The following is a 22,693-nucleotide window of genomic DNA, read 5'->3' as shown; positions in this document are numbered from 1 at the left end:
CATAAATCCTTTAAATACAACAAGTGATTAAATAAAAAAAACCACCACGACCGTCGTCTGTGGTGGAAATGAAGGTTGTTATTTACTCTTGGTAGGAGTAAGTATGAAAAACCAATTCGGGATAATTGGCATGTTAATATAGTAACAAGACACTCTAAAATGCACATGAATAGTCATTTTGGATTTTCTAAAAAAACTATGAGGAAAAACTCATATAGCAACATAGCCTCCTAGCCACTATCGCCATTTTCCAGCAAACCTTATCAGTTCCAACATTCTTATCCCTGTGCTACACTTTTAGTAATAGGAAGAAACATTTCAACACAACGCTTTCAAAAAATTCTACTGAGTTTTTTTGGAAGTAAGCGCTCATTCAGCTTTTAATTTTTAGGAGGAATGTATTATGGTAGATCAAGAAAAAGACAACTTAGCTGTTCTATTCTCTGACGATGTACAAGGTCCTTTTGTCACATTTATCTTAAATACGCATGTCGCTCATCAAGATGTTGAAAAAGACTCATTGGCGCTCAAAAATTTTGCCAAAGCAGCTAAAATTCGCTTTGAAAAAAAATATCCGAAGCATTCTTGGACAGCCATCCAAGAAAAAATTGATGCGTTACTTGCAGATGCTTCATTTTGGCGTAATGGCACAAAAAGTGTTTCAATCATTATTAGTGAAACAGATATTTTTATTCATCGGTTGGAGGTTCCCGTAGATGACCAATATTATGTCGATGATCAACCTTATTTGCTAGGGATAATTAAAAATAATCAATTCAATTATCATTATTATTTGCTCGCTTTAAATCGTGACTCCATGCAGCTTTACCTAGTAGAAAACAATCAAGTGAAACCTGTTTCTCTACCCAAGGATGCCCCAACGGATGTAGTCACTGCCTTAGGTGACGAATTGACTGGCGGTAATCTTAATTATTCTACTCAAGGCGGCTCCGGCTTTAACGGTGGTTCGAAGGAAGGCGTCGCTTATCATGGCGTGAATACCAAAGATGAAGAAGTCAAAATCGACTGGATTAATTACTATCAGGCTATTGATAATTATTTAAAAGATACCTTCGTGAACAGCGATAAACTACCGATTCGCTTATATGCATTAACAGAAAATCAAACAGTATTCAAAAAAATTGCTAAAAATCCTTATCTTGACCCAACTGTTTGTGTAACGGCTTCCCCTGCTCAGGCTTCTCTTCAAGATATAAAAAAAGGCGCCTTAAAAATTAATCAGGAATTAGAAGAACAGGAAGTCGCTGCATATAATCAGTTATTAGATAGAAAATTTGTTGATCAGCTCGTGGATATTGCTCCTGCTTCAGAAGAAGGAAAAATCTCACATTTATTCATTTCAACAGCTAATTTAGTCAATGAGACAACCGAGATGTCCAACGAAGAATTCGATCGGCGTAAAGTCTTAAATCAAGTGACGAATAATGTGCTGCGGACAGGCGGTAAAGTTTTTATTCTTGATCAGCAAGCTGCTCCTGATGAAAAAACGCTGGTAGCAATTTTGCGTTATTAAACGAAATGGACAAGAGCCGTTCAACTTCGCGTTGAACGGCTCTTTAATTAAGTAAATTAAATATTTTTTTAGTTATAAACCATGTGAAATTTCCTATTAGTAAAAACAACCTTATTCTCATCTAAACAATTTGAACCCATCCTACTTTCAAATCTATGCAGTTCCAAGACTGCGCCTTCGGAATAGATTTCAACAACATAATGTTGCCATTACTTTCATATCTAATGCTTAATACCTCTATACTATAACAGAAATAAAATTTTTATGACAATTAATCTTCCTTTCTTAACAAATTTTTATATTTCGTAGAGATAAGACTAGTCAAATAGCAGAAAATGTGCTATTATAAGAATGTAGTTTTTGTTCGGTAATATATGTGTAGCTGTTTCAAATAAACATCTTCCACATTTTCACCTTTCAAGTAATTGCAAAATACGTGTATATACACAAGGAGGATTTTTATTATGGAAACAGGTACAGTAAAATGGTTTAACTCAGACAAAGGTTTTGGATTTATCACTGCAGAAAACGGTAACGATGTATTCGTACATTTCTCAGCTATCCAAGGCGACGGATTCAAAACTTTAGAAGAAGGTCAAGCAGTGACTTTCGACGTTGAAGAAGGCCAACGCGGACCTCAAGCTACTAACGTTAACAAAGCATAATTAACCTTAGTAAATTCAAAACCTGACGATTACTCGTCAGGTTTTTTTGTTGTTTTTACTTTTTTAAGTAGTTTCAATCAAGCGAACTAATTCTTCTCCAAAGCCTGAGCAGCTTAACAAGGTTGCCTGCATCATCTGATCGGCGAAATCCTTGGTTACTGTTTTATTTACCAAGGCTGTTTCAATACTTTTCACAATTAATTGACTCACTTCCGTCCAGCCAAGATAATCAAACAACAGCGCACCAGACAGCAATAAGGAAGAAGGGTTCAGCTGATTCAGTCCAGCAAATTCAGGTGCCGTTCCATGAGTCGCTTCAAAAATACCATGTCCTGTTTCTAAATTCAGATTCGCTCCCGGCGCAATGCCAATACCACCCACCTGCGCTGCCAATGCATCAGAAATATAATCACCGTTCAAATTCAACGTTGCAATAACATCATACTGCTCCGGATGCAATAAAATGTCCTGCAGGAAAATATCCGCAATTCGATCTTTGATGATCAGTTTACCGGCCTTTTCTGCTTCTGTTAGCTGCTGATCAGCAGCTGCTTTACCTGCTTCTGCTTTAATTTTTAAATACTGTTCCCAAGTGAAAATAACATCGCCGAATTCTCTTTCAGCCAATGCATAGCCCCATTTTTTGAAGCCGCCCTCGGTAAATTTCATAATGTTGCCTTTATGAACAAGCGTTACTGATTTCCGCTGATTCTTTAGGGCATGCTCAATCGCTCCCCGCACTAAACGCTCTGTACCTTCTTTAGAAACTGGTTTGATACCAATCGCAGACGTTTTTGGAAACCGGATCTTATTCACCCCAAAGGCTGATTTTAAATAAGCGATGATTTTTTCTGCTTCCGGACTTTCTGCTGAAAATTCTATTCCGGCATAAATATCTTCTGTGTTTTCCCGAAAAATTGCCATATCTGTTTTTTCAGGATGCTTTAACGGCGAAGGTACTCCGTCAAAATAACGAACTGGACGGTAACAGATATACAAATCCAGCTCTTGTCTCAAAGCCACATTTAATGAACGAAAGCCTTCACCGATTGGCGTTGTTAAAGGCCCTTTAATCGCGACTAAGTGAGATTTAATCGCTGTCAAGGTTTCCGGCGGCAACCAATCGCCCGTAACATTGAAGGCTTTCTCACCAGCCAAAACCTCTTGCCAGACAATCGCCCGTTTGCCCTGATATGCTTTTTGAACCGCTGCATCAAATACCTGTTTCGCTGCCTGCCAAATTTCCGGACCAATACCATCTCCTTCAATAAAAGGAATTATCGGAAAGTCCGGCACTACCAGCTGACCATTTTCTAATACAATTTTTTCCCCTTTTTTCATCCTTCCATTCCTCCTGAACGTAATTCTTCATTCTTTGTACGATATGCCAAATGCTTCGGACCGATGTAGTGAGAACGCGGCCGAATCAGACAATCTTCTTTTTTCTGTTCATAAATATGTCCCAGCCAACCAGAAACCCGGCTCATCGCAAAAATTAACGTAAACAAATCACTGTCAATCGCTAAGCAATGGTAAACCGTTGCCGAATAAAAATCAACATTCGGGATCAACCCCTTCTTTTCCTTCAAATACTGTTCTACCTGACAAGATAGAAAATACCATTGTTCCTTTTGAGTATAGGAAGTTAATTCCTTCGCTAATTTTTTTAAATGCTTCTTGCGCGGATCTTCAGTTTTGTATACCCGATGCCCGAAGCCCATGACTTTTTCCTTGCGATCCAGCTTTTGATTTAAATATTCTTCTACATCAAGATCGCCGGAATCAATTTCTCTTAGCATATCAAATACTCGTTCATTCGCCCCGCCGTGCAATGGCCCTTTTAAAGAACCAATCGCCCCTGTGATACACGAATAAATATCCGATAAAGTCGAAGCGCATACTCTTGCGGTAAAGGTGCTGGCATTTAAATCATGATCGGCATGGAGCACTAACGCTTGATTCATTGCAGCTACAAAAAGCGGATCAGCTTCTGCTCCTGTCAGCATATAAAGAAAATTCGCAGCCATTGATAAATCAGCTCTTGGAGCAATCGGGTCTAAGCCCTTTCTCAATCGTGCATAAGCTGCGATAATTGTCGGCATTTTCGCCTGCAAAGCAATACTTTGCTGATAAGCAGATTGCTCATCCGTTGCTTCAGCCTGCGGATCAAAAACCCCTAACAGAGAAATCGTTGAACGAAGAACACTCATCGGATGCAAATTTTGCCGCGTTTGAATTTTCAAGCAGGTAATAATAGTATCAGAAATCGGCATAGCAGCGGCTAGATCACGTTTAAACACTTCGAGCTCATGCGCGGCTGGAATTTTTAAGTACCATAAAAGATAAATAACTTCTTCGAATTGGACATTTTCAGCAACTAAATCATCGATGTTATAACCGGCAAACAACAATTGATTTTCTACGATGGAACTAATCTTCGTCTCAGAAACAACGACCCCATCTAAACCCTTATGAACCTCCATGCAATACCTCCTTAAATAAAAGCGGAGCAAATCGTTTAATCTTGTAGAAAATTAGGAAATTGACATTGAAACGTTTTTTTGTTTCACTGGCAATTTGTCTATTTTCCTAAAGATTGATTTGCACAGCTGGATAACAGTAAAAGCGGAATGAGCTTGCCCGATTCCGACTGGAAAATAGGAAAAGATGATTGTGACGCTTTTTGTCACAAACAACTTTTATCTTTTTCCCGAGGAGTCAGCTCATGCAGCTGGATAACTAATGACAAGGTTCAACACTTTCTATGAAAGTCTTGTACTGTTCATCATCAGTTCAATTTCTTTCACTGTGATTCTCAGCAAAAGCGGAACAGGCTTGCCCAGCTCTGACAGAAAAATAGGAAATTGAGACTAAGGCGCTTTTTGCCTTATTCACAATTTATCTTTTTTCCGAAGAGCTAGCCTGTGCAGCTGGATAACTAATGACAAGGTTCAACACTTTCTACGAAAGTCTTGTACTGTTCATCATCAACTCATTTCTTTCGTTGTGATTCCCAGCAAGTCTTGTACTGTTCATCATCAGTTCAATTTCTTTCACTGTGATTCTCAGCAAGTCTTATTCCGTCATCATCAGCTCAATTTCATTTCGCTATGTTTCACAGCAGTTTCTTCCGAATAACCATCGGCAAAATGCCGCCGTGTTGGTAATACGTAATATCAACAGCCGAATCAAAACGGACAATGGTTTCAAATTGGATCGTTTCTCCAGTCACTTTTTTTGCAGTTACAGTCACATGATCCAATATGCCTTTTGTTTCATCGATGTCAATGTCAAAGCGTTCAGTTCCTGTTAAGCCTAAACTCTCCGCATCTTCTCCCGGTAGAAACTGTAAAGGTAAGACACCCATCATGACTAAATTTGAGCGGTGAATCCGTTCATAGCTTTTGGCGATTACAGCTTCTACTCCCAGCAGCTGGACCCCTTTTGCCGCCCAGTCTCTGGAAGAGCCCATGCCATAATCATCTCCCGCCAAAATAACCAACTTCGTTCTTGCTTCCTGATACTTCATGGCCGCATCATAGATCGGCATTTTTTCTTGTGTTGGGGCAAAGACTGTTACTCCGCCTTCAACTCCCGGCACCAACTGATTACGAATCCGAATATTAGCCAGCGTTCCTCTCATCATGACTTCATGATGACCACGTCGAGCACCATAGGAATTAAACTCACGAATCGGCACTCCTTTTTCTACTAAATATTGACCCGCAGGACTATTTTTTTGAATACTGCCGGCTGGAGAAATATGATCTGTCGTGACCGAATCCCCAAATTTTGCCAAAACAGCCAAATCTTTTAAAGGCTCTCTGGTCGTTCGTTCTTTTGTCATCCCATCAAAATACGGAGGATTCGCAATGTACGTTGAAGCTTCATCCCAAGCATACAAAGGCTCCGCCGATGTTTCGATCTGATTCCAAGCTTCATTATCACTAAATACTCTAGCATATTCTGCTTGATACAGCTCAGGGGTAACACATTCATCAACCAATGCTTGAATTTCATCTCTTGTCGGCCATAAATCTGCAAAATAAATTGGTCTACCCTTATTGCCAATACCGATTGGTTCATTCAACACATCCAGATCCACCGTACCGGCTAAAGCGTACAAAACAACTAATGGCGGGGAAGCAAGATAATTGGCTTTGACTAATGGATGAATCCGACCTTCAAAATTGCGGTTGCCGCTCAATACGCCAGCTGTTAGCAAATCATTTTCCTTAATGGCCGCTTCTACTTCCGGCTTAAGATTGCCTGAATTCCCAATACAAGTCGTACAGCCGTAGCCAACTAAGTGAAAGCCCAGCTGTTCTAAATAAGGCAGTAAACCGGCTTTTTTAAGATAAGCCGTTACGACTTTTGAACCGGGTGCTAACGATGTCTTTACATAGTTAGGCACTTTTAAACCTAGTTGCGTTGCTTTTTTCGCAACCAATCCGGCACTTAACATAACAAAGGGATTGGATGTATTGGTACATGATGTAATTGCCGCAATCGCTAACGCTCCGGGTTTTAATTCATGGATTTCATCTTCTAGCGTCAAAGGAACTTTTTGCTCTAATTGCTCCTTGGATAAACCAAAGCCCTGCAGCCCGCTTGGCGCTTGAACAGCCTCTGCAAAACTTGTTTTCATTTGGGATAAAGGAATCAAATCCTGTGGTCTTTTCGGACCAGCTAAATTAGCTTCAATTTCACTTAAATCGATTTCAATCACCTTGCTATAGTTTGGCTCTGCATCCTCTAGTGGATCATAAAATAATTGATTTTCTTTTAAATAGCGTTCGGCAACGGCTACTGCTTGTTCATTACGACCGGTTAAGCGCAGATAGCGCAGCGTTTCATCATCCACTGGGAAAAAGCCACAGGTCGCACCATATTCAGGTGCCATATTAGCTACTGTTGCTCGATCTGCCAAGCTTAAGCTCGCTAAGCCCGGACCAAAAAATTCTACAAATTTGCCTACTACCTTTTGTTTCCGCAGCACTTGTGTGACTTTTAACGCTAAATCAGTCGCTGTTGCGCCTTGGGATAAGGCATGAACAAAACGAACCCCAACTACTTCCGGAATTGGGAAATAGGATGGTTCCCCCAGCATGCTGGCTTCTGCTTCGATCCCGCCGACGCCCCAGCCTAAAACGCCTAAGGCATTCGCCATCGTAGTATGAGAATCTGTGCCTACCAGCGTATCCGGGTAAAGCAAAATTGAGTCATCCGTCAATTTTTTTTGCGTGACAACGGAAGCTAAATATTCAATATTCACCTGATGAACAATTCCTGTTGCCGGAGGCACTACCCGATAATTATCAAAAACCTTTTGCGCCCAACTTAAAAAGCGATACCGTTCCTGATTTCTCTGAAATTCCATTTTCATATTTAACTGCAGGGCTTGTTTGACTCCAGCAACATCTACTTGAACGGAATGATCAATCACTAAATCAACCGGTACTTCCGGATTAATAGTGGTCGGATCACCGCCAAAATCAGCAATCGTTTTGCGTAAGGCAGCTAAATCAACTACTGCCGGCACACCAGTAAAATCCTGTAAAATGACCCGCGCCGGCTTGAAAGGAACCTCACCTTTATTTTCCTGATTTGGAGACCATTGCGCCAACTGCTGGATATGCTCCTGCGTAATCCCTTGACCATTTTCCTGACGCAGTAAAGATTCCAACAGCACACGAATGCTAAACGGCAGCTTATCAACAAATAAATGCTGCGCTGATTCTAAAGAAGCTAGCGAATAATAATAGTAGGTTTGCCCGTGCAGCTTAAAAAAGTTCTTTGGTAATTTTTTTTCAGTGATCACATTATCCCTCCTAATGATGAAAGCTAAACAGAGCTAGCTAAGAACGAAATAATTGATGGTATATTTTCTAACAACAACTTTTTATATTCTTCTTAGCCATGAAGCTCCTAAGCCGATTAAATGTTTTAGACGCTATGTAACATCTGATTTCAGCTATTATAACGGCAGTTTTAACAAATGTAAACCTTTTACTTAATGAGAAAAGTTAATTTAATTTACTTTGTTATGTAATAAGTATGTTATAAGTTAATTTTATTTATATAACGCTGTTTCTATTGATTTAAAGTTCAAATTCGTCTTAAAATTAGCTAAAAACCATTATTCACTCATTTTATTTTAATTAAAATCACATATTTAAAATATGATATCGCCGAAAAAAGCAGTTGACATCTATTTGGGTGCTATTGGGGTAAATTATTACTAAATTACCGTTTTCATGTCATTCAATATTTTTTTGTTTTTGCTGAAAAAAAGAAAAGAAAACACAGAACAAATCGTAATAGACTTTATCCGTGTCTTCCTTTTGGATGTTTCATTTTCAGGTATTTTTTGATAAAAGAGTGTTATTATTTACAATAGTTAAAACAAGTGTTGAATAGACTTCTCTTATTCCTATATATCCAATCTCACGTTTACTTCCTGTACAGGCACATCATAAAAGCGGTCTTCTCTTCTTCCTAGAAAATCTTTTCCTTGCTGTGGGAAGAGGGCGTACATCAACACGTCTTCGATTGATTTGGCATATTCTTTGATTTCCGCTTCATATGTTGGCAGCTCCGGCGCCAATAAGTCAGCAGGTCTGACGGTAATCACTTCTTCGTCGCCAATAATCAGCTGTGTCATTTCTTTTGAAATAGCGACTGGCGGTTTACCGTATAAGCCTTTGACATAGTCTTTGATTTCTTTTGGCACCATTTTATAGCGTTCTTGGCTGATAACGTTCATTACTGCTTGAGTGCCCACCATTTGAGATAGCGGTGTTACTAACGGCGGATAGCCTAAATCAGCACGAACCTTGGGCACCTCTTTTAAGACCTCTTCGTATTTATCCGCCAGTCCCTGTTCAGTTAGCTGGCTTAATAAATTGGAAAGCATTCCGCCCGGCACTTTGTACAATAATGTTTTAGGCTCGGTATCTTTCACTTTCGGATTTAACAGACCGGCTGCCCGGTACTTGTCACGAAGCGGATTGAAATAATCGGCAGCTTCTGCTACTTTTTCCATCTTCAAATGCGTGTCATAGCCTAAATTTTCCAGCGCCAAAGCCATTGATTCGGTGGCAGGCTGACTGGTTCCGCCGGAAAAGGAGGAAATTGCTGTATCAATGATATCAGCTCCAGCTTCCACAGCTTTTAAATAGGTCATCTCAGCAATCCCGCTCGTGGCATGAGTATGAACTTCTAAAGGTACTTGAATCTTGTTTTTAATTTCAGTTACTAAACGATAGGCATCATCCGGTGTCAGAATCCCAGCCATATCTTTAATACAAATCGAGTCGGCTCCCATTTTTTCCAGCTCTGTTGTTAGGCCAACAAAATAATCAATGGTATGAAAGTCGCTGGTTGTATACGAAATAGCCGGCTGACAATGTCCGCCGTATTTTTTCGTTGCTTCAATAGAGGTTTGCAGATTTCTTGTATCGTTTAAGGCATCAAATACACGAATAATATCAATACCATTTTCAATTGATTTTTGCACAAATGCTTCGACGACATCGTCGGCATAATTTTTATAGCCAAGTAAGTTTTGTCCTCGTAAAAGCATCTGCAGCTTGGTTTGTTTTACTACTTTGCGGATGGCGCGTAACCGTTCCCAAGGGTCTTCCTCCAAAAAACGAATACAGGCGTCAAAGGTTGCTCCGCCCCACATTTCCAATGCATGATAGCCGGCCTCATCCAAGGTTTGAATGATCGGCAGCATTTCGCTGGTAGGCATGCGGGTAGCAATTTGACTCTGTTGTCCATCTCTTAAGACGGTTTCTGTGAACAGAATTTGTTTGGTCATTTCATCTTTCCTTTCTCAATGAGTTGACTGATGGCTTGCTGCATTGCTTCTATGCTATGTCGTCTTTGTCGGCCGCAGCTTTTCGCGCTTTCACTACAAATAAAGCAGCTTCTCGGCGGATAATGTAGTGCGGTTCGGCTAAGCGTTCCCCGCTTTTGTTGATTCAGGTACACGACATCCAAATCCAGCAAACGGCCATACTCATGCTGTTCTTCTATAGTAATCATTTGTCGTTTCAACTCAATCGGTGTTTGTCGAACAACTAGATAATATTCTGGTCCTGTTGTTAAATCGCGCTCAATCTGAGTAACTTGTTGTTCAGGAGGAAGCTGTTGCCTAATAGCAGCAATGACAGTTAAAAAGACAGCTTTTAGTTGCTCATTTGTTTTTACAGGACCAGGAATATTCATCGTCGCACTTAACAAAGTACAGTTAGGATAGTTGGCTAGAAGCTCTTCCTGCATCATGACACGCTTTTCGCGAGCAGCAAGCATGGTTAATAAATCAACTGGCGTACCTTTAAAAAGTGTGCTAGACATTTTTCACAACATCAATCAGCGTGCCGTCGCGGTATTCAATCAATGCGACGACCTTTTCACCATATTCGATAGCATCCGGTCGGCCTACAATGCTGTAAGCTTTCTCCTGCAGCTCTTGAATCGTCCACCGCGGCACATCCAACCCTTTAAAATGCTCCAGTAAATCCTGCCGTTCAGGATTAATAGCGATCCCTACTTCGGTTACAACAATATCAATGCTACTGCCTGGTGTTACCACCGTATTTACTGCTTCCACGATTGTTGGAATTCTGCCACGAATTAAAGGAGCAATAACCAAGCTCATTTTACAAGCCGCGCTTGTATCGGAATGACCGCCAGAGGCTCCGCGAATCACCCCGTCAGAACCTGTAATGACGTTTACATTAAAATTCGTATCGATTTCCAGCGCTGAAAGAATAGCGGTATCTAATTGATTAATCACAGAGCCCTTACTGAACGGTGACGCATACATGTTGGCATCAATCTCATAATGGTCGGCATTTTCGCCCAAAGAAACAGCAGAGGGATGATCGAAATCTTGGACATCAATGATTTTTTCTACTAAGCCTTCTTCCAGCAAGTCAACCATCGCATTGGTAATCCCTCCCAAAGCAAAGCTTGCTGTAATTCCGTCTTTAAGCATCGCTTCTTTTAAAAAGCGTGAAACGGCAAGTGCTGCACCGCCTGTCCCAGTTTGAAAAGAAAAGCCGTTTTTATAATACGGTGAATGTGTAATAACCTTGGCTGCATATTCTGCAATCAATAGCTCTTTAGGATTTTTCGTAAAGCGAGTTGCTCCTTTGGCAATTCCGGCTGGATCGCCGATAGCTTCCACTTCAACAACAAAATCAACATCAGTCTGTGGAATGCTGATGGGTGTATTTGGATAAGGAACCAAACTATCTGTAATAATCACTACTTGATCGGCATATTTAGCATCAATCATGGCATAGCCTAAAGAGCCGCAGGTAGCTTTTCCTTTCGTTCCATTAACATTTCCGTAAGCATCTGAACTTGGCGCACCCAAAAACGCGACATCAATATGAATATCTCCTGCTGCAATAGCTCGGGCTCTGCCGCCATGAGAGCGAATCACGACGGGATTTTCCATAATCCCGGCTGAAATCGCTGCACCAACCTTGTCGCGCAGCCCACTTGAGGTAATGTTTGTCACTACACCGTTTTTAATATGCTCAATCAACGGTTCATGAACATTGGCAATAGAGCTCGGCGCAATCGTTAAATTTTTAATACCCATCGCCGCAATTTCAGCTAAAACCATGTTCATGACAAAATCCCCTTCCCGAAAATGATGATGAAAGGAAATTGTCATACCGTCTTTTAAGCCTGTTTTTTCAATGGCTTCTCTTAAGCTTCCTACCAGCTTACTGTCTCTAGGTCTAACCGGTTGAATTTTGCGGCTGGCTTCTTGGTATTCATGGATATTCGTGAATTCGCCTGAAAATAAACCATAGTGTTCAGCATAATTTTTCGGAATTTCTTTGCCTACATTATTTTTCATTTTAGACTTCCTCCTCAGAAATTAATTTTGCTGCAATGGCTAAGGCAATTACACGCTGTGCTCGTTCGACGATAGGTTTATCTACCATTTTGCCGTTGACAGAAATAACGCCTGATCCTTTGGCTTCCGCCTCCCGAATCCCCCAGATCACTTCTTTTGCCTGCTGAATTTCTTTGGCAGTCGGTTCATAAACACTATTTACCAGAGGAATCTGGCGCGGATTAATCACTGATTTTCCATCAAAACCTAACTGTTTAATTAGCTCAACTTCGGCTAAAAAGCCTTCGGAATTATCAACATCTGAATATACGGTATCAATAGCAGCAATTCCTGCGGCTCTGGCAGAATGTAAAATAAAGCTGCGAGCAAAAAACAATTCCTGTCCATCAGGATAACGATGAGTTTTCATGTTGGTCACATAATCCTCTGCACCTAAAGCGATCCCGATTAAACGGTCGCTGGCTTGGGCAATTTCCCGTGCATTTAAAACGCCTTCTGCCGATTCAATAGCAGCCATCATTTTGGTTGTGCCTACTTCAATCCCATATTTTTGCTCCATTGCGGTAATAACTTCGGCAACAGCCACAATGTCCTGTGCTGTTTCTGTTTTTGGCAAACGAATCACATCAACACCAGCTAAAACCATCGCTTCAATATCTTGATGTCCGACAGTATCCAATCCGTTGATACGAACCACCGTTTCTACCTTAGAATAGTCAAAGGTGCGCAAGGCATTATACACCAGCAAACGAGCGCTGTCCTTTTCTTTTAAAGAAACCGCATCCTCCAAGTCAAACATCAGCGAATCTGCTCCATACAATGTTGCATCACGTAGCATGGAAGCATTCGCACCTGGTACAAACATCATCGTTCTTCTTAAACGTTCCATGATTGAATCACCTGCCAGTCAATTGTTTCTTTTTTTGCAGCGCGATAAACAGCAGCTACAGTTCTAGCTTCAATCGTGCAATCCAAAGCTCCCTTGTCTATCGCCTTCACTTTGGCATCCGTCACTGCTAATTTTTCTAAAGTCGTTTGAATAAGGGTTCGAATTTGCTGTCCAAATTGCTTTGCTACACTGCTGTCAAGGTCAATCTGCAGTCCATTTCCTTCGTTCGGGTCAATCATAATCAAAATATCACTGGATTCCGTGGTCCCTGCGGATGCGTTTTGCTTAATTTCCAAAATATCCACCTCTTATTTTTTTATTTGTTTCAAAATTTCATTCAGCGTTGTTTCCGGAACAAGAGCATGAATTGCTTCATAGTCTCGTTCCTTCATTAACGCTCTAACTCTCGATGCACTGATTACTTCATGCTGTTGTTGCTTTCTAGGAACAATCACTAGTTTAAGGGCAGCTGAAAAAACGCTGTTCATTGCCTGATTATAAAGATTGGTAACAGGTGAAAGCGGCTCTTCTCCAACGTAGCGCGTTGTAATACCTAGTGCGGGTGCAATTCTTTCCTTGAAAAGTTTAGCATCCAACACTGCTTGCACTTTAGCAACGGCTTCTTTGGCTTGATCCTTCAAGAAATAAGACGGAAATGTCGCGCTGGAAACGATGTATTCTCTGGTCGGTAAAACCACTACATTATTTAAATGGCGAACACCTTCTTTCACCAACCGAACCCGTGTAGCTGTATCAAACAACGAACGATTCTCAGAAACTACAAAAACATAAACCGTTTCATTTTGCTTCGCTGCCTCGGTGATAAGATACAAATGCCCATTGGTAAACGGATTGGCATTCATCACAATACCAGCATTTTTTGTAGTTGCTCGCTTCATTGCGGCAAGCTCATGTAGATACGCTGTAAAATCAGGGCCCCCCTGTTCCATAAACGCCAGCTCTTCCGTCATAATAATTTCTGAAAAGCCTAAAGCCTGAAAAAGCTGACGTACGCTAGGTTTGGTATACAAAAAGTAATGCGTAAAACCAGCTTCAACCAATCGTTCACGTAGCTGCTGGACAATTTTGGTCAACAGATTTTCATTCTGATAGCTTGTATCAATAGCAATACATTTTAAAATATTCTGATAAACAGACCCCGTCGCAATTAAGCGTTCTTGCTGATAAATGCCGACAGTATAATCTACCTGATCATCTGCAGTTAAGTCAGCCGCTTCCAATAAGCGGCGCCATTGCTCATAAGCCGCAGGATCACGTTTCAGCCATAATCGTTTGATTTCCACTAAGGTCACTTCCTATTTATTTTGCCGGGAATAGTTTTAACAATAATTTTGAAATTAAAAAGAGTAAAAATAAAACCAGAAATACGCCGCCCATCCCGAAAATCATTAATTCAGCAGCTGTTTTTAATGCTTCTATGTCCATATTACGAAGCTCCTTTCTTTATGCTTTTTGTCTATGAGAAGAAGGCCAGCAGTAACCCGCCTGCTATAACAGAGGCAATTTGTCCTGAGACATTCGCGCCGACCGCATACATTAAAACAAAGTTTTGCGGATCTTCATCTGTCGCCATTTTTTGAATCACTCGACTAGACATTGGAAAGGCCGAAATTCCTGCGGCGCCAATCATTGGGTTGATTTTTTCTTTTCTAAACAAGTTCAATAATTTGGCAAATAGAACGCCGCCGACAGAATCCATAATAAAGGCAACGAGTCCGAAAGCAATAATCATCAACGTTTGTACATTTAAAAATAACTCAGCCTGCATTTTAATCGAGATCGTCAATCCTAGTAAAATCGATACGATATTAACCAGCTCATTTTGAGCAGTATTAGATAAACGATCCAGCACTCCACATTCTCTTAATAAGTTACCAAACATTAAAAAGCCGACTAACGGTAAAGAAATCGGTGCAATAAACCCGGCTACAATTGTAATAGCGATCGGGAAAATGATTTTCGTCATTTTTGAAACGCCATCTGCTTTATAATGCATACGGATTCTGCGTTCTTTTTTCGTCGTTACAGCTTTAATTGCAACTGGCTGAATAATCGGCACCAGTGCCATGTAAGAGTAAGCCGCAACCGTGATTGGTCCTAACAAGTTGGGCGCTAGCTGATTTGAGACAAAAATCGAGGTTGGTCCATCCGCCGCTCCGATAATTCCGATTGACGCCGCTTCTTCAATATTAAAGCCGAATAAAACAGCCACAATTACTGTAAAAAAGATCCCAAACTGAGCAGCTGCTCCGAATAATAGCATGAATGGATTTTGCAATAATGGGCCAAAATCAATCATCGCGCCAATGCCAATAAAGATTAATAAAGGAAAGAGCTCTGTTGCAATACCAGCTTTAAATAGCACATCCAGTACGCCTTCTGCCTCTGAGCCATTGACCATTTGCGTCAGTACCCCTGTACCTGGAAAATTCACCAAAATAGTTCCTAATCCCATCGGTACCAACAATGTCGGCTCATACTCCTTTTTGATTCCTAAATACATCAACAAGCAACCGATCGCCATCATGAAAATTTGACCGAATGTAATAGATGTAATTCCTTGAATTAATGTTTCCACGATTTCACTTCCTCCAACTAGTTTTTAGATTTTTAGCCAATAGTAATTAATGGATCTCCTGCATTCACGACTTGTCCAAGCGTTACATGAAGACCGGTCACTTTGCCGTTCGCTGAAGCCACTACTTCATTTTCCATTTTCATTGCTTCTAAAATCAGCAAGGGCTGATTCTCTTTCACTTCATCACCAACATTCACTAAAATTTTTAAAATCGTTCCCGGCATCGGTGAAGTCATCGCATCACTTCCTGCTGCTGTACTTGGTGAGGGTGCAGGTGCGGGCTCCGAAGTGGGCTCTGCTTGAGCTGTTGGTGCTGATGTTGGCGCCGGAGCTTGGGGAACTGTATTTTGAGGGGTTCCTCCGATCTCTTCCATTTCTACTAGATACTCTTTTCCATCGATAGTAATCTTAAATTTACGCAACATGTTTTTTCCTCCTAAGATTTGAATTTCACAGTTTAAATAGGAATTCTTAAAAAGTTCTTTTTTCTTTCAATTATTCTCGTCTTTCCTTAATTGAACGGATGACCAATTGCTTTTCTGTCTGATCCCAGCTTGCAATAGCAGCTGCAATCGCTGCAACTCGTTCCGCTTCCGGATTTCTTTTTAGAATACGTTTAACGACAAATTGACTTTGTGGTTGGTCGCCCGCTGCAACAGCGCTTGCAATGACCGAAACCAGCTGATATTCTTCCGGCGGTGCGGGCAAATAGCCGGGCAGCTCCTGCCATTCATCTAGCTCTGTTTCCGCAGGTAAAGATTTTGTTGTCTCTATTGTTTTTTCTTTATTAAATAATCGTCCAAACAGCCCCATACACTCACATCCTTTCTGCGTCTGCCTTTATTATAGGTAAAATCAATCGCAAGAAAATAAAATCAAGTCCCGCAAATTGTTCTTTTTCTGTTTATTTCTGCCACTTTTGTTTACAAAACTTAAGAAATGTTGATATATCAACGTTTCTAAGCATTTAATATTTTATTAACATCTTATTAACATCTCTTTAAGAAAACGCTACCATCTCTGTTTTTTTAGTGTTCTTTTTCCTGTTTTCAGCTATTTATCTTTTCAGACTTGCTTTACACTATGCTTGGTTAATTAAACAAGAAAGGGCTTTCTGTTTTACTGTTATTTTATTTTTTACTACATTTTAGACCTCTTCTACTTTGTTAGCCAATAAAACCAAAGGAGCGAAAAAAATGTTATTAACTGTTTTGTCGTATGTCATGATTATTGTCTTTATGTTCGTTATTATGAAAAAGAAAATGTCACCGTTTACTGCATTAGTTTTGATCCCGCTGATTTTTGCGTTGATCGCGATCTTTGCCGGCGTATCCAATAAAGGTTCAATCGGTGATTTTGTATTGGAAGGAATCAAAACCACTTCGAATACAGGAATTATGTTGCTATTTGCCATTCTTTATTTTTCTATTATGCTGGACGCCGGGTTGTTTGATCCAATTACGAAAAAGATGATTCACATTGCAAAAGGCGATCCAATGAAAGTATTGATCGCTACAGCCGTAGTTGCTGCCGCAGTTTCTCTAAACGGGGATGGTACAACGACTACATTGATTTGCTGTTCTGCTTTTATTCCTATTTATAAGAAGCTTGATATGAAATTAATGAATCTGGGTGTTTTGGTTATTCTTCAAAATACGATTATGAATTTGCTGCCATGGGGCGGACCGACAGCACGGGCAATGAGTGTGTTAAATGTAGGTGCTGAAATTTTAGCCTATTTGATTCCGGGAATGATCATTGCTTTATTATACGTTATCTTTATTGTTGCACCTTCAATGGGTCGCAAGGAACGGGCACGTTTGGGAATCAAGCAGTTGACCGATGCTGAAATTGACGAAATGACCACTGTGACAGATGAAGATACTTTAGCTATTCGTCGTCCTAAAAGATGGTTATTCAATGCATTCTTAACTATTTTGTTGATCACTTTATTGGTTACCGATTCTTTCATTAGTCTTGGTTTACCACCATTATTCTTGTTCTTGACTGGAACAGTAATCGCATTGATGGTGAATTATCCTGTCTTAAAAGATCAATCTGCACGAATTGGTGCAAACGGCGGCGATGCAGTACAAGTAGTCATCTTAGTCTTTGCTGCTGGTGTATTCATGGGCTTATTCCAAGGAACTGGTATGGCAGATGCTTTAGCACAAAGCTTTACAAAGATTATTCCTAATCAATTAGCTGGCTTTTGGGGCTTAGTTATTGCAGTTATTTCTGCACCGGGAACCTTCTTTATTTCCAATGACGGATTCTACTTTGGCGTTTTACCGGTCTTGGCCGAAGCTGGTCGAGCATATGGTTTTACTAATATGCAAATGGCGTTAGCATCCTTGATGGGACAAGCCTTTCACTTATTAAGTCCGTTAGTAGCGTTCATTTATTTATTACTTCGTTTAACTGGCTTGGATATGGGCCAATGGCAAAAAGAAGCAGCCAAATGGGCGTTAGGTATTTTTATTATTTTCGTTGTAACAATTGTTTTAACTGGCCATATGCCGCTTTATATTCCGCAATAAAAGAAAAAATTTAGGTTAGTTTTTTAGAGAATCACTTCGGTCTTTGTGATTCAGTCTAGTATGAGAAGTGTGAGACAAAAGTAAATAACACTTTTGCTTCATACTCTAAACACGAATAAACGGCGGGAACAAGTCGCTTGGACGACTTGTGCTGTTCATCATCGAATCACTTCGTTCTTCGTGATTCACAGCAAAGGGGGTTTTTTAGATGAGTTCGATATCAGAAGCGGTCGGTAGGAATTTGGATTTGAGTCTTAATGAGCCTTTGAAGGAATTGGTTTATCAGGCCTTTCGTAAGACGATTATTCTAGGTGAAATTCCTGCTGGGCAGCGGATTAATGAAAAAGAATTTTCTGAAGTGATGAATATTAGCCGGACACCAATTCGTTATGCTTTACAAAAATTGGTGGATGAAGATTTAGTCGATCATGTTCCCGGTGTTGGTATGATTGTTAAAGGAATTTCAATTAATGATGCGTATGAAATTTACGCGATACGTAAATCGTTAGATGTTTTGGCTACGTTGACAGCGATGAAGGAAATGTCTTCAGAAGATTTTTCCGAGTTAAAACGGTTATTAGAAGAAACAGAGGAATTGAATGAAGCGAATGAAGTAGATCTTGTCTTACAGAGATTTTCTGACTTTAATGAGTTTATTTATGAAAAAAGCAAAATGCGCCGCTTGAAATCCATCGTCATGAAGCTTAGGGAATACTTGATTTATTTTCGAGACATCTCTATTCGTTCCAAAGAGCGGCGCGACAAAGCCTTAAAGGAGCATTGGCTGATCTATCAATGCATGTTAAAACAAGAAAAAGAACAGTTAGAGCTTCTGATTACGGAGCATTTGGATTATTCGCAAACCTTTATCATTAAAGAAATGGAAAAACACTTGCATGAATCGACTAATTAATTCAACTGTTGTTGAAACCATTCGTACTTTTGCGTTACAAAGTTTGCTTTTTGAAGCGAAGCTTGCGCCAAAGCCTGGCTTGGTCGATCCTTTTAGTAACGGCGCCCATCAGGATATGACATATACTACTTTTCTTAACAGCAGCTACGCTCTAGCACCTTATTTCAGCGACTATTTTCTTTTAGGTCTGAACCATCAGGGAACGCCGACAGAGTTATTTCAAAAGGTACGTCTACGTGGTCAAGTCGCCGAACAAGCGATGCTTGCTAAAACAAAGGGCATTAATACCCATAAAGGCGCTAATTTTTCACTAGCTTTAATTTTGAGTAGTTTAGGCAAACAGATGCAAGAGCAAACGGTTAAGCTTCCTTTTTCTCAAAACGAAATAGCCATGATTTTGGCCTACGTCCAACAAATGACAGCTGACATCCTGTCCCTTGATTTTACTGCTCTTCAGCAAAAAGGAACTTTGACAAATGGCGAAAAGCTTTACTTACAGCATGGCATCACGGGAATCCGCGGCGAAGCACAAGCGGGCTATCCTGTATTACAAACCACTGCACTGCCGTTTATAAGAACACAGGCTGGCAAATCACCTTGTGAAACCTTCCAGCTGTTGCTGTTACTTTTAATGGCAACAGTGGAAGACTCGAATTTGATTCATCGAGGAGGTGTAGCTGCTTGGAAAAAAGTGCAGGAGCAGGCAGCCCAGCTTTTCCAAACCTATTCAAAAGATACGACTGGGTTAACTGCAGCCTTAAAGACCTTTGATCGACAATTAATTAAAGAAAATCTTAGTCCGGGCGGTTCGGCGGATCTGTTAGCTTTAAGCTACTTTTTTGCTCAACTGGAAGGCTTCGTGTAGAAATTAAAAAAAGAAACCGGCGCTTACAGAGATGAAAAAATTAATTTTCGTGACTGTCGGTTTCTTTTTCTACTATTTTAGGCTTCTGTTTCAGCACCTTCTGGATTGAATAAATAGCCGATGCCCCAAACCGTTTGTAAATACTTCGGTTTTTTGGGATCATCTTCAATCTTATTGCGCAAATAATTAATGTAAACCGTAATAAGATTTTTATCCATATCACCGTCGCTCCAAACATTTGCATAAATTTGCTCTTTGCTAAATACTTGGTGAGGGTTTTCCATAAAGAATAAAATCATCATAATTTCTTTAGAAGTCATAGAAACAATTTCGCCATTTTTACTAAACTGATACTGATTTTTATCGAAAGAAAAGATCCCCTCCACTACGATTGCTTCTTCTTTGTGCTTACTACTAAGGAGCAATTGCTCCGTCCGATCCAAGGTACTAATGACCTGAGCTCGCAGCACATTTGGTGCAAACGGTTTGGCAAGATACACATCGCCGCCGGATTCCAGACCGCTGATAATATCCTGTTCACTTTTTTTCCCGCTCACAAAAATAATCGGCGTCAACGGTTGGTACTCTCGAATCAGCTGAGCCAAATGATAGCCATCATTTTCATGTTCCAGACTGACGTCTAAAAGAAATAATTGAAAATCGACCCGCTTCATAATCTCTAATGTTTTTTCAAGTGTATCGCTTTGATAGATCAGCAGACCAGTTGATTGGAGTGATTTCCAAATCAAGCGGCGGATAGCAGGATCATCATCAACGACTAAAATTTTCTCATTCCGCAACATGCAGAGCACCTCACTATCTTTTCCCTTTTCTGCATATCTATACAATAGCGGAATTGCCTTTAAATTTCAACTTGAACTTGTTATGATATGAGCATACGTGCAAAAGGAGTTAATCACATGAAACGAACCAACAAAGTTGTAAATGTTATGATTGCAGCGCTGGCTCTTTTTATCATCGTTTCCGTTTTCTTTGCTGTTCGCGGCTTTTCCATTATTCGCAAAACAACCACTGCCAGCGGGCAGGATTTTCTCCTTCAATCAACTGAATATGTGGGAAAAGTCATTCAGCTTTCTATGAAAAACCGCCATCAATCACTAAATTATCTAGCGATTGACGGCAATTTAAAAAACGGTGATAATCCTGAAACTTATTTGAACAATAGCTATTCAGCCTTGGCTACTTTTTTCGATTCACTAAACGGTGAAGCAGATTCACTTTTTTATATCGACCCTAACGGTACACCTATTTATGCCTTTCAGTGGAATGACAAAACCAAGCAAGTGACTATCGCAGATGTAAAAACCGTGCAGCCCTTCATTCGTCATGATTTATCGCTACAGCAGCTCTTGGCTAAACCTACTGCACAAAACAGCGCTTCTTACTTTATTGACAAAAAGGCCTACGTTAATTTCTATCAGGAAATTAAAACAGAAACCGGCACAACGAACGGCTACTTAGTTTTGCCGCTGAACTTACAAAAATTTTATAAAAACTTTTTACAGGATTTTGAATTGGACTATAAAGGCTACCCAATGATCAAAGATCAGTCGATGACTGTCGTGATGCATCCTGTTGAAAAACAAGTCGGCTTGAACATTATCACGGATCGAGAAAAACTGTATCCCGATTTTGATTACTCAGATTTAAAAGAGCTTGAAAAATACCAACTAAGCCACAAGTCAGGTAAGCTAACCTATAAATCCTATTGGTGGGATGAAGATCAGCCAAAGGAAGTCTTAAAAATCAGCGCGTTTGAATGGATTGACGTCGGACTGGCGCATTGGGTCGTGGCTGTTAACGCTGATTATAATGAACGTAATGATGATTTGATTAACTTCGTCATTGTTCTTTCGCTATTATTGGTTTTATTACTGCTGCTCATTAGCATTTTTTCCTTATTTATTCATAATTTTAGAAAAAAAGAACGCATTGAAGAAGAAAACAAGGTATTGATTGAAACGCAAAAACAACAAAAAATGCAGCACAAGCTGGAACTAGAGCTTTATCAGCGCAATAAAATGGAAACCGTTGGCCTACTAACGACATCCATTGTTCATGATATGAATAATTTTCTAACGCCGATTATCGGCAACATTCAATTATTATTAGAGGAGTATCAGGACAATCCAGTATTAATAGCTGATTTAGAGGAAATTTTGCATTCTGCACAAAAAGGAAAACAGCTTTCAGCCAACGTTTTGCGTTTTTCCAAAAATCAAAATAGTATAAAAGAATGGATCGATGTTGCAGCAGCCGTGAGCGTCGCTACTCATTTGATTAAAGAAATTATCCCAAAAAAAGTTCAGTTAGAGCTGTCGCTTCAAGAAAACCTTGGTACTGCCAAGCTGGATGAAGTCGACCTGCAGAATTTAATTTATAATCTAATTACCAATGCTTATCAGGCAACTAAAAGCAATTCGGGTGCACAGCTTATTCACGTGAGTCTAGAACAAGCAGCTAAAGAGCTTAGTGAAAAGCTGAAAAAAACACGCACGCATTTACATCCCGAAACCCGTTTCGTTACATTAAAAATTTCTGATAATGGACCAGGCATTCCACAGGAAATACTGGCTAAAATTTTTGAACCCTTTTTCACGACAAAAGCTGCTGATGAAGGAACCGGCTTAGGTCTATTCGCAGTTGCGTCTATTGTTTCTAAATATGAATGGCACCTTGCCATTGATACAAGTCCGGATGGTACAACTTTTTTGATCACCTTACCGGTCTCTCCGTAATTCTCTATCTAAAGGCTGAAATTCTCTATCAAGAGAGGATTTC

20 protein-coding genes are annotated in these 22,693 nt (G+C 40.1%); 6 read left to right on the top strand and 14 right to left on the bottom strand.

Annotated features, from left to right (window positions below):
- Nucleotides 1-403: 403 nt before the first annotated feature.
- Both ABH902_RS06860 and ABH902_RS06855 read left to right on the top strand, forming a co-directional pair.
- Entirely contained in the window at nt 404-1,534 is a 1,131-nt protein-coding gene (locus tag ABH902_RS06860) for a hypothetical protein (RefSeq protein WP_404589831.1), read from the top strand.
- A 464-nt stretch (nt 1,535-1,998) separates the two neighbouring features.
- On the top strand, nt 1,999-2,199 hold the full coding sequence (locus tag ABH902_RS06855; RefSeq protein WP_010760878.1) for a cold-shock protein: 201 nt from the start codon (nt 1,999-2,001) through the stop codon (nt 2,197-2,199).
- A gap of 63 nt (nt 2,200-2,262) precedes the next feature.
- Here ABH902_RS06855 and icd read toward each other — a convergent pair whose 3' ends face one another.
- The 13 genes from icd to ABH902_RS06790 form a co-directional block, all read right to left on the bottom strand.
- The gene (icd, locus tag ABH902_RS06850; RefSeq protein WP_404589830.1) at nt 2,263-3,540 is read right to left on the bottom strand and encodes an NADP-dependent isocitrate dehydrogenase; all 1,278 of its coding nucleotides are present in this window, start codon (nt 3,538-3,540) and stop codon (nt 2,263-2,265) included.
- Nucleotides 3,537-4,682: a citrate synthase gene (locus ABH902_RS06845; protein WP_404589828.1), complete on the bottom strand. Its 1,146-nt coding sequence runs from the start codon at nt 4,680-4,682 to the stop codon at nt 3,537-3,539. The genes icd and ABH902_RS06845 overlap by 4 nt, the downstream gene beginning before the upstream one ends.
- A gap of 632 nt (nt 4,683-5,314) precedes the next feature.
- Nucleotides 5,315-8,017 (bottom strand): aconitate hydratase AcnA, encoded by a 2,703-nt coding sequence (gene acnA / locus ABH902_RS06840; RefSeq protein ID WP_404589844.1) that lies wholly within the window; start codon nt 8,015-8,017, stop codon nt 5,315-5,317.
- A 615-nt stretch (nt 8,018-8,632) separates the two neighbouring features.
- Complete coding sequence (locus tag ABH902_RS06835; protein ID WP_404589827.1) at nt 8,633-10,024, bottom strand: oxaloacetate decarboxylase subunit alpha; 1,392 nt, start codon at nt 10,022-10,024, stop codon at nt 8,633-8,635.
- On the bottom strand, nt 10,021-10,563 hold the full coding sequence (gene citX, locus ABH902_RS06830; protein WP_404589826.1) for a citrate lyase holo-[acyl-carrier protein] synthase: 543 nt from the start codon (nt 10,561-10,563) through the stop codon (nt 10,021-10,023). Before citX ends, ABH902_RS06835 begins: the two co-directional genes overlap by 4 nt.
- Nucleotides 10,556-12,085 (bottom strand): citrate lyase subunit alpha, encoded by a 1,530-nt coding sequence (gene citF / locus ABH902_RS06825; RefSeq protein WP_404589825.1) that lies wholly within the window; start codon nt 12,083-12,085, stop codon nt 10,556-10,558. Before citF ends, citX begins: the two co-directional genes overlap by 8 nt.
- A 1-nt stretch (nt 12,086) precedes the next feature.
- A complete protein-coding gene (gene citE, locus ABH902_RS06820; protein WP_404589823.1) occupies nt 12,087-12,974 on the bottom strand; it encodes a citrate (pro-3S)-lyase subunit beta in 888 nt (295 codons plus the stop codon).
- Nucleotides 12,962-13,270: a citrate lyase acyl carrier protein gene (gene citD, locus ABH902_RS06815; RefSeq protein ID WP_404589821.1), complete on the bottom strand. Its 309-nt coding sequence runs from the start codon at nt 13,268-13,270 to the stop codon at nt 12,962-12,964. The genes citE and citD overlap by 13 nt, the downstream gene beginning before the upstream one ends.
- Nucleotides 13,271-13,282: 12 nt before the next feature.
- Nucleotides 13,283-14,278: a [citrate (pro-3S)-lyase] ligase gene (gene citC, locus ABH902_RS06810; RefSeq protein ID WP_404589820.1), complete on the bottom strand. Its 996-nt coding sequence runs from the start codon at nt 14,276-14,278 to the stop codon at nt 13,283-13,285.
- Between the two features lie 16 nt (nt 14,279-14,294).
- Nucleotides 14,295-14,420, bottom strand: a complete 126-nt coding sequence (locus ABH902_RS06805; RefSeq protein WP_404589819.1) for an OadG-related small transporter subunit — start codon at nt 14,418-14,420, stop codon at nt 14,295-14,297.
- A 31-nt stretch (nt 14,421-14,451) separates the two neighbouring features.
- Entirely contained in the window at nt 14,452-15,573 is a 1,122-nt protein-coding gene (locus tag ABH902_RS06800; protein WP_404589818.1) for a sodium ion-translocating decarboxylase subunit beta, read from the bottom strand.
- Nucleotides 15,574-15,605: 32 nt separating this feature from the next.
- Nucleotides 15,606-15,998 (bottom strand): acetyl-CoA carboxylase biotin carboxyl carrier protein subunit, encoded by a 393-nt coding sequence (locus tag ABH902_RS06795; protein ID WP_404589817.1) that lies wholly within the window; start codon nt 15,996-15,998, stop codon nt 15,606-15,608.
- A gap of 70 nt (nt 15,999-16,068) precedes the next feature.
- Entirely contained in the window at nt 16,069-16,386 is a 318-nt protein-coding gene (locus ABH902_RS06790; protein WP_404589815.1) for a hypothetical protein, read from the bottom strand.
- Nucleotides 16,387-16,769: 383 nt separating this feature from the next.
- Here ABH902_RS06790 and ABH902_RS06785 point away from each other — a divergent pair, with 383 nt between their 5' ends.
- From ABH902_RS06785 to citG, 3 genes are all read left to right on the top strand, one after another.
- Nucleotides 16,770-18,113 (top strand): CitMHS family transporter, encoded by a 1,344-nt coding sequence (locus ABH902_RS06785; RefSeq protein WP_404589814.1) that lies wholly within the window; start codon nt 16,770-16,772, stop codon nt 18,111-18,113.
- A gap of 208 nt (nt 18,114-18,321) precedes the next feature.
- Nucleotides 18,322-19,026 carry a GntR family transcriptional regulator gene (locus tag ABH902_RS06780; protein ID WP_404589812.1) on the top strand — a complete coding sequence of 235 codons (705 nt, stop codon included), beginning with the start codon at nt 18,322-18,324 and terminating at the stop codon, nt 19,024-19,026.
- Nucleotides 19,010-19,891, top strand: a complete 882-nt coding sequence (gene citG, locus ABH902_RS06775; RefSeq protein WP_404589811.1) for a triphosphoribosyl-dephospho-CoA synthase CitG — start codon at nt 19,010-19,012, stop codon at nt 19,889-19,891. The genes ABH902_RS06780 and citG overlap by 17 nt, the downstream gene beginning before the upstream one ends.
- Nucleotides 19,892-19,968: 77 nt before the next feature.
- Here the strand turns inward: citG and ABH902_RS06770 are convergent, their stop codons facing one another.
- Nucleotides 19,969-20,691 carry a response regulator transcription factor gene (locus tag ABH902_RS06770; protein WP_404589843.1) on the bottom strand — a complete coding sequence of 241 codons (723 nt, stop codon included), beginning with the start codon at nt 20,689-20,691 and terminating at the stop codon, nt 19,969-19,971.
- 120 nt (nt 20,692-20,811) lie between these two features.
- On the opposite strand from ABH902_RS06770, the gene ABH902_RS06765 reads away from it, so the two are divergent.
- Entirely contained in the window at nt 20,812-22,650 is a 1,839-nt protein-coding gene (locus ABH902_RS06765; protein ID WP_404589809.1) for an ATP-binding protein, read from the top strand.
- The last annotated feature ends 43 nt before the right edge of the window (nt 22,651-22,693 follow it).

It is taken from the genome of Enterococcus sp. UD-01 (assembly GCF_044909655.1).
GTDB lineage: Bacteria > Bacillota > Bacilli > Lactobacillales > Enterococcaceae > Enterococcus_L.
Note: the sequence above shows the minus strand (reverse complement) of the source record. Positions and strands in the feature narration are given on the sequence as shown.

Excerpts from the sequence above, each read along its gene's own strand:
- ABH902_RS06860 (WP_404589831.1), top strand. The coding sequence starts at position 404 with ATGGTAGATCAAGAAAAAGACAACTTAGCTGTTCTATTCTCTGACGAT.
- ABH902_RS06855 (WP_010760878.1), top strand. The coding sequence starts at position 1,999 with ATGGAAACAGGTACAGTAAAATGGTTTAACTCAGACAAAGGTTTTGGA.
- icd (WP_404589830.1), bottom strand. The coding sequence starts at position 3,540 with ATGAAAAAAGGGGAAAAAATTGTATTAGAAAATGGTCAGCTGGTAGTG.
- ABH902_RS06845 (WP_404589828.1), bottom strand. The coding sequence starts at position 4,682 with ATGGAGGTTCATAAGGGTTTAGATGGGGTCGTTGTTTCTGAGACGAAG.
- ABH902_RS06835 (WP_404589827.1), bottom strand. The coding sequence starts at position 10,024 with ATGACCAAACAAATTCTGTTCACAGAAACCGTCTTAAGAGATGGACAA.
- citX (WP_404589826.1), bottom strand. The coding sequence starts at position 10,563 with ATGTCTAGCACACTTTTTAAAGGTACGCCAGTTGATTTATTAACCATG.
- citF (WP_404589825.1), bottom strand. The coding sequence starts at position 12,085 with ATGAAAAATAATGTAGGCAAAGAAATTCCGAAAAATTATGCTGAACAC.
- citE (WP_404589823.1), bottom strand. The coding sequence starts at position 12,974 with ATGGAACGTTTAAGAAGAACGATGATGTTTGTACCAGGTGCGAATGCT.
- ABH902_RS06805 (WP_404589819.1), bottom strand. The coding sequence starts at position 14,420 with ATGGACATAGAAGCATTAAAAACAGCTGCTGAATTAATGATTTTCGGG.
- ABH902_RS06795 (WP_404589817.1), bottom strand. The coding sequence starts at position 15,998 with ATGTTGCGTAAATTTAAGATTACTATCGATGGAAAAGAGTATCTAGTA.
- ABH902_RS06790 (WP_404589815.1), bottom strand. The coding sequence starts at position 16,386 with ATGGGGCTGTTTGGACGATTATTTAATAAAGAAAAAACAATAGAGACA.
- ABH902_RS06785 (WP_404589814.1), top strand. The coding sequence starts at position 16,770 with ATGTTATTAACTGTTTTGTCGTATGTCATGATTATTGTCTTTATGTTC.
- ABH902_RS06780 (WP_404589812.1), top strand. The coding sequence starts at position 18,322 with ATGAGTTCGATATCAGAAGCGGTCGGTAGGAATTTGGATTTGAGTCTT.
- citG (WP_404589811.1), top strand. The coding sequence starts at position 19,010 with ATGAATCGACTAATTAATTCAACTGTTGTTGAAACCATTCGTACTTTT.
- ABH902_RS06765 (WP_404589809.1), top strand. The coding sequence starts at position 20,812 with ATGAAACGAACCAACAAAGTTGTAAATGTTATGATTGCAGCGCTGGCT.